This is a genomic window from Pantoea sp. CTOTU49201 (assembly GCF_032054795.1).
Taxonomy (GTDB): domain Bacteria; phylum Pseudomonadota; class Gammaproteobacteria; order Enterobacterales; family Enterobacteriaceae; genus Pantoea; species Pantoea symbiotica.
The window spans coordinates 1-6,249 of record NZ_DAMBSA010000294.1 but is presented as its reverse complement, the minus strand read 5'-3'; the positions used below and the strand labels follow the sequence as shown (position 1 = coordinate 6,249).

At 54.0% G+C, this 6,249-nt stretch carries 5 protein-coding genes and 1 pseudogene; 4 read left to right on the top strand and 2 right to left on the bottom strand.

Features of this window, described 5'->3' with window-relative positions; all coding sequences use genetic code 11:
• Nucleotides 1-895: nitronate monooxygenase (locus RTY00_RS18065; RefSeq protein ID WP_312665348.1), on the top strand; the 895-nt coding region annotated here is incomplete at its 5' end.
• Nucleotides 896-907: 12 nt separating this feature from the next.
• On the opposite strand, the gene RTY00_RS18060 is transcribed toward RTY00_RS18065, so the two are convergent.
• Nucleotides 908-1,300, bottom strand: a complete 393-nt coding sequence (locus RTY00_RS18060; RefSeq protein ID WP_312665347.1) for a NirD/YgiW/YdeI family stress tolerance protein — start codon at nt 1,298-1,300, stop codon at nt 908-910.
• Between the two features lie 274 nt (nt 1,301-1,574).
• On the opposite strand from RTY00_RS18060, the gene katE reads away from it, so the two are divergent.
• On the top strand, nt 1,575-3,839 hold the full coding sequence (gene katE, locus RTY00_RS18055; protein ID WP_312665346.1) for a catalase HPII: 2,265 nt from the start codon (nt 1,575-1,577) through the stop codon (nt 3,837-3,839).
• A gap of 269 nt (nt 3,840-4,108) precedes the next feature.
• Nucleotides 4,109-5,677 carry a sensor domain-containing diguanylate cyclase gene (locus tag RTY00_RS18050; RefSeq protein ID WP_312665345.1) on the top strand — a complete coding sequence of 523 codons (1,569 nt, stop codon included), beginning with the start codon at nt 4,109-4,111 and terminating at the stop codon, nt 5,675-5,677.
• Nucleotides 5,678-5,685: 8 nt separating this feature from the next.
• Here the strand turns inward: RTY00_RS18050 and RTY00_RS18045 are convergent, their stop codons facing one another.
• A complete protein-coding gene (locus RTY00_RS18045) occupies nt 5,686-5,937 on the bottom strand; it encodes a hypothetical protein (RefSeq protein ID WP_008102814.1) in 252 nt (83 codons plus the stop codon).
• 149 nt (nt 5,938-6,086) lie between these two features.
• On the opposite strand from RTY00_RS18045, the pseudogene RTY00_RS18040 reads away from it, so the two are divergent.
• A pseudogene (locus tag RTY00_RS18040) lies at nt 6,087-6,194 on the top strand (transcriptional regulator); the annotation flags it as partial.
• Between the last annotated feature and the right edge of the window lie 55 nt (nt 6,195-6,249).

The following is a 6,249-nucleotide window of genomic DNA, read 5'->3' as shown; positions in this document are numbered from 1 at the left end:
CCGTAAAACGCTTTCGCTGACCTCCGCGCCGATCAACGTCAACGTCTTCTGCCACGCGCCGGTGCAACGCAATCCGCAATTAGAACAGGCGTGGATTGCCCGCTTTCAGCCGGTGTTTGCTCGCTATAAAGCCACTCCGCCGGATGCGCTGTCAGAGATTTACCAAACGTTTGTCGATAACGACGCGATGCTGGAGGTGTTGCTGGAGTCCGCACCTGCCGCAGTGAGTTTCCACTTTGGTTTGCCGTCCGCCGTTTTCGTGCAGCGTTTGAAAAGTCGCGGCATTATCACGCTGGCGAGCGCCACCAGTATCCGCGAAGCCCAGGCGATTGAAGCCGCTGAGATCGATTTTATTGTGGCGCAGGGCATTGAGGCGGGCGGGCATCGCGGGATATTCCATCCTCAAGGCGACGATCAGCAGCTCAGCACCTTCACGTTGGTACAAGCGATTGGCAAGATCTCACGCCTGCCGGTAATTGCCGCCGGTGGCGTAATGGATGGCGCAGGCATTGCCGCCATGCTCAAATTGGGCGCGGCGGGCGTTCAGCTGGGCACCGCGTTTATCTTGTGCCCGGAATCCGCTGCCAATGCGGCGTATCGCCAGGCGCTGAAAAGCGAGCAGGCGAACAGCACTGAGATGATCGCCGCCATCTCTGGCCGCTCGGCAAGATGTCTCACCAACGATTTTTGCCATCTGGCGCGCGAATTTGCGCAGGAATCCATTCCACCTTATCCACTCACCTATGCGTTAGGCAAAGCGCTTGCCGCCGCAGCGGCTGCCAAAGGCGTACACGGCTTTGGCGCGCAGTGGGCCGGACAGGGCGCGGCTCTGGCGCGGGAAATGCCGGCTGCTGAATTGGTCAAAACGCTGGTGAAGGAGTGGCAAGCGGCGTAACGCCGCCGCTAATTAAGGCTCATCAATACGCGTTACGTTTAAATGTGTAGTATCGCCTCGTCCATAAACTTTTCCGCTGACGCGAATTTTGTCGTCAGCCTTATACGTTTTGCCTTTAAAAGCATCGGCCTTAGCATCAAGAGTGATGGTTCCCGTATTATCCCGGAATTCGTAACTCTCATCTTTTAATTTTTTAACGATGTAACCTTCTAAGGTGACATATCCGCCCTGACGAAAATCACGAATGCGTGATATCGGCGTTTGGCCCGTGTCTTCAGAACCTTTGTAGCCTGCATCCTGTTTACTTTGTGGCGGTGCGCTTTCTCCGGCCTCGAATCCGCCTTGTGCCGCACTGGCACCCACGCTTAACAGCATTAATAACGACGCTAAAACACGTTGCTTCATCTCTTCACCCGCTATTTATTTATCCATGATGTTTAATCCTGGCACAATTACGTCTGTTTACACGTTAGAGCTCTGGCTAATTAATCGGGAATGAAAAGTATTTATTTTGTACGGAAAGTGAAAGCTGTATAAAAATATATTACGCTTCGCTTAAATTTACTTCACGGCAAATCAACGCCATTCATCTCTTTAAACATCATTTATAAGCGAAGCGGAAATTTAAATTTTTTTTTGCTCTACAGTTAATAGGGTCTTAACTGGAGGAGCATGTGAAATGTCGAAAGATAAAAAAGAGCAAAATTTAACCCATACCGCGCCGCACAAAGGGCCAGAAACCTCTGAGCCGGGTTTAGGTGACTTAGCGCCGCAAGATGGTGGACATAAACCTGCCGCCGAACCTACACCGCCGGGCAAACAGCCCACTGCGCCTGGCAGCCTCAAAGCGCCCGCGACGCAAAACAGCAAGCTTGAGCAGCTCGACGAGTACCGTAAAAATGGTGAAAACGCCGACCTGACCACCAATCAGGGTACACGCATCGCCAACGATCAGAACTCGCTGCGTGCCGGTTCGCGCGGTCCCACGCTGCTTGAAGACTTCATCATGCGCGAGAAAATCACGCATTTTGACCACGAACGCATTCCTGAGCGTATCGTTCATGCGCGCGGTTCGGCGGCGCACGGCTATTTCCAGCCCTACCGCTCGTTGGAAAAACTGACCAAAGCAGGCTTCCTCAGCGATGCCGAAAAAATCACACCCGTCTTCGTGCGTTTTTCCACCGTGCAAGGTGGCGCAGGATCGGCTGATACCGTGCGCGATATCCGTGGATTCGCCACCAAGTTCTATACCGATGAGGGCGTATTTGATTTAGTCGGCAACAACACGCCGGTGTTTTTCATTCAGGATGCGCATAAATTCCCTGACTTTGTGCATGCGGTGAAACCCGAGCCGCACAACGAAATTCCGCAAGGGCAAAGTGCGCATGACACTTTCTGGGATTATGTGTCGCTGCAACCGGAAACGCTGCACAACGTCATCTGGGCGATGTCGGATCGCGGCATCCCGCGCAGCTATCGCACCATGGAAGGCTTCGGTATCCATACTTTCCGCCTGATTAACGCCGAAGGTAAATCCACCTTCGTGCGTTTCCACTGGAAACCGGTGGCGGGCAAAGCGTCGCTGCTGTGGGATGAAGCGCAGAAGCTGACTGGCCGCGATCCTGACTTCCATCGCCGCGATCTGTGGGAAGCGATTGAAGCCGGCGATTTCCCGGAATATGAGCTGGGTCTGCAGCTGATCCCGGAAGAGGATGAGTTCAAGTTCGATTTCGACATTCTCGATGCCACCAAACTGATTCCGGAAGAGCTGGTGCCGGTTGAGCTGGTCGGCAAAATGGTGCTCAACCGTAATCCGGACAACTTCTTCGCCGAAACCGAACAGGTCGCATTCCATCCGGGCCACATCGTGCCGGGGCTGGATTTCAGCAATGATCCGCTGCTGCAGGGCCGTTTGTTCTCCTACACCGACACGCAAATCAGCCGTTTGGGTGGGCCGAACTTCCACGAGATTCCGATCAATCGTCCGGTTTGCCCGTACCACAACTTCCAGCGTCAAGGCATGCATCGTACGGAAATCGATACCAATCCAGCCAACTACGAACCGAACTCCATCAACAACAACTGGCCGCGTGAAGTGCCGCCAGCGGCGAAGCAGGGCGGATTTGAGAGTTATCAGGAACGCATTGAAGGCAGCAAGGTGCGCGAGCGCAGCCCATCGTTTGGCGAATATTATTCGCAGCCACGGCTGTTTTGGCTGAGCCAGACGGCGGAAGAGCAGCAGCACATTATTGGCGCTTACTCGTTTGAGCTCAGCAAGGTGGCACGTCCTTATATCCGCGAACGCGTGGTTGATCATCTGCTGCAGATTGATGTCACGCTGGCGCAGGGCGTGGCGAAAAATCTCGGTCTGAAGCTGAGTGATGAGCAGCTGAAAACCGCGCCACCGAAGGACGTCAATGGACTGCAAAAGGACGAAAGTCTCAGTCTCTACGCCCAACCGAGCGGCGATATTAAAGGCCGTCAGGTCGCGTTACTGTTGAGTGACGGCGTAAAAGCGGCCGACGTGCTGGCGATTCTGCAGGCGCTAAAAGCGCAGGGCGTGCATGCCAAAATCCTGGCGGCGCATATGGGGCAAGTGCTGGCCGATGACGGATCGGTGCTGCCGGTTGATGCCACCTTTACCGGTCTTCCTTCGCTGACCTTTGATGCGGTGATTGTGCCGGATGGCAATATTGATGCGTTGCTGCTGAGCGGCGATGCGCGCTATTTCCTGCTGGAAGCGTACAAGCATCTCAAAGCCATTGGTCTGAGCGGTGATGCGCGCCGATTCAAAGCGCAGTTCAACGTGCAGGATAATGAAACCGAAGAAGGGCTGGTGGAAGCGGTGAAAGCCGAAGGCAGCTTTATGGCAGATTTCCTCGCGTTGATGGCATCCCATCGCGTCTGGTCGCGCAGTAAAAAAGCGCTGACCGTCGCAGCATAAAACCTCTAGGCGGGGCTTTCTGCTCCGTCCTGCTCTCCCTGCATCTCAAATAAAAAAGCCCGCACTGTGCGGGCTGGTCGATATGACTACCAAATGATCTCGTTGTAAACGCGTGCCGTAGTGCAGCCACTGTGTGTGGTAGAGCTATACTACAGTAATATCTGGTTACTGGTCATATGAGTTATCGATGGTCCGAAATATATCCGCCTTCTCACGCGCGGCATCAATTACATGCTTAACTCTGTTGTAGCTTGAAAACAGAGGACAACATGCCGTTAAAAAGAAAAATGGATCCTAAGGCGACATCTGACGCGGGTTTGCAGCAAAGTATTGTGCTGTCCGGTCTCTTTTTGATTATCACCGTGGTGGGGATGAGCATCTGGACGCTACGCGAAGATTGGCTCGGCACCGTGCGACAAACGCAGCAAACGGCGATGAATCTGGCGCTGTCGCAGTCGCGTCAGGCGGAAGATACCTTTCTGCAGACGGAGCTGTCGCTACGGCAGATGCAGCGTGATCTCCAATTGCAGCTGGCCACACATATTCAGGGCGCTGACCTGAGTAACACCATGCGCGAACTGCAACGTCGTCTGCCACAACTGCATGGACTGTTTTATTACGATGCCGAGGGCAAGTGGATTGCGACCTCTGCTGAACGTGTGCCCAACAATATTAATAACTCCGATCGTGAATATTTCACCTTTCAGCGCAGCAACCATCGTAACAGCGTGCATATTAGCCCGGTGATCACCAGTCGTAGCACCGGCGATTTGGTGATCCCCGTTTCCCTGCGCGTCAGTGATGCCAGCGGTGGATTTAAGGGCGTGTTGCTGGCCACCATCAAGGTGGATTTTTTCCGCCGCTTCTACAGCTACTATGAGATCGGTGCACGCGATGTGCTGGTGTTAATGCTGGCCGATAGCACAGTGCTCTATGCGCGTCCGATGCCAGACAGTTACATAGGTATGAATCTCTCGGCCAGCCCGCTGTTTCAGGAGATGCTGGCTAAGATGGATCGTGGCAGCGGGCAGTGGCGATCGGTGTTGGATGGGCAACCGCGTATCTTTGGATTTGCCCGTTCCGATCGTTATCCGATTATTGTGGCGGCGGGTTACAACAGCGACGATCTGTTCCATGTGTGGGTCAACGGTCGGGCGCAGGATATTCTGCTCAGCATCATTCTGCTGCTGACCATCATCTTACTCGGCACCTTCCAGCTGCGTCAGGCGCGCCGCGTGTTGCGCTATCAGCAGGAGCTGACGCTGCTGCGTGACGAGCTGCACAACGCCAACCTGACGCTGAACAAACTCGCGCATGTCGATGGCTTAACCGGGCTGGCGAATCGCCGGGAATTTGATCGTTTCCTGCGTGAAGCGTTAACCAATGCGGCAGCAAGCGGCAAACCGCTCTCGCTTATCATGATGGATATCGATTTCTTCAAACACTACAACGATACCTATGGTCACATTGCCGGGGATAAATGCCTGAAAGTGGTCGGCGAGGTGCTGGCGTCTGTCACCGGAAGACGTTCAGATATGGCCGCGCGCTATGGCGGCGAGGAGTTTGCGCTGATATTACCGGATACTTCATTTGGCGAAGGGATGACCATTGCCAACCGCGTAGTTGAAGCGGTGAGGGTGATGCAGCTTCCCCATGTTTCTTCGCCCGTTGGGCATGTCACGCTCAGTGCCGGCTGCGCCACCACCGTTACGGCGGCGGCGGTGAGCGCCGTTAAACTGCTGGAATACGCCGATCATGCTTTGTATCAGGCAAAGCGTGAAGGGCGTGATGGGGCGAAAGGAATGAATATCGCCTCGCTGCCAGAAGAGCAGAAATAACCCTGTGCTTATTCCACGGCAGGCAGCTGGTATTTGATATATTGACGCAGCGCTTCGTGCATCTGGCTATTCCTTTCGTCCTCTAAGCCGCGCTCTTCATATTCTTTTGCCAGCTGAATAATCACCTCATCATATTTCCCTTTAAAGGTGATGTTATTTACCGCCACCTGCTTAATCATTAACTCGCGCAAGGCAGCGACTTCAATCTGCAGCTGGTTTACCGTTTCTTCCAGCTCGTTTACGCGTTCTTCATTCGACATAGGTTCTCCGGATGTTATTAAGCTGTGGCCGTATCAGGGCCTGAATATCGCATTGGCATGCGCGTAATTCAAGCGTGAAGCGGTTACTTCGCCAGCGGTAGATTTTCTCAGGGCTTGAGTCTGTGGTGCGCTGCGAAAAATAAAAACCAGCGCTGAGCAAAGTCGCCAGCGGTAAAGCATCGGTCAGCCCTGAAATGGCGGTGCGGCTTGAGGCGGGGCTGGGTATTGCGGCGCGCCTGTGGCTATCAATGCATGCAGGTGCGCATTAAGGTATGACCGGGCTGATGGGTTACAGATCAGACCGGGCACATA

Excerpts from the sequence above, each read along its gene's own strand:
- RTY00_RS18060 (WP_312665347.1), bottom strand. The coding sequence starts at position 1,300 with ATGAAGCAACGTGTTTTAGCGTCGTTATTAATGCTGTTAAGCGTGGGT.
- RTY00_RS18050 (WP_312665345.1), top strand. The coding sequence starts at position 4,109 with ATGCCGTTAAAAAGAAAAATGGATCCTAAGGCGACATCTGACGCGGGT.
- katE (WP_312665346.1), top strand. The coding sequence starts at position 1,575 with ATGTCGAAAGATAAAAAAGAGCAAAATTTAACCCATACCGCGCCGCAC.
- RTY00_RS18045 (WP_008102814.1), bottom strand. The coding sequence starts at position 5,937 with ATGTCGAATGAAGAACGCGTAAACGAGCTGGAAGAAACGGTAAACCAG.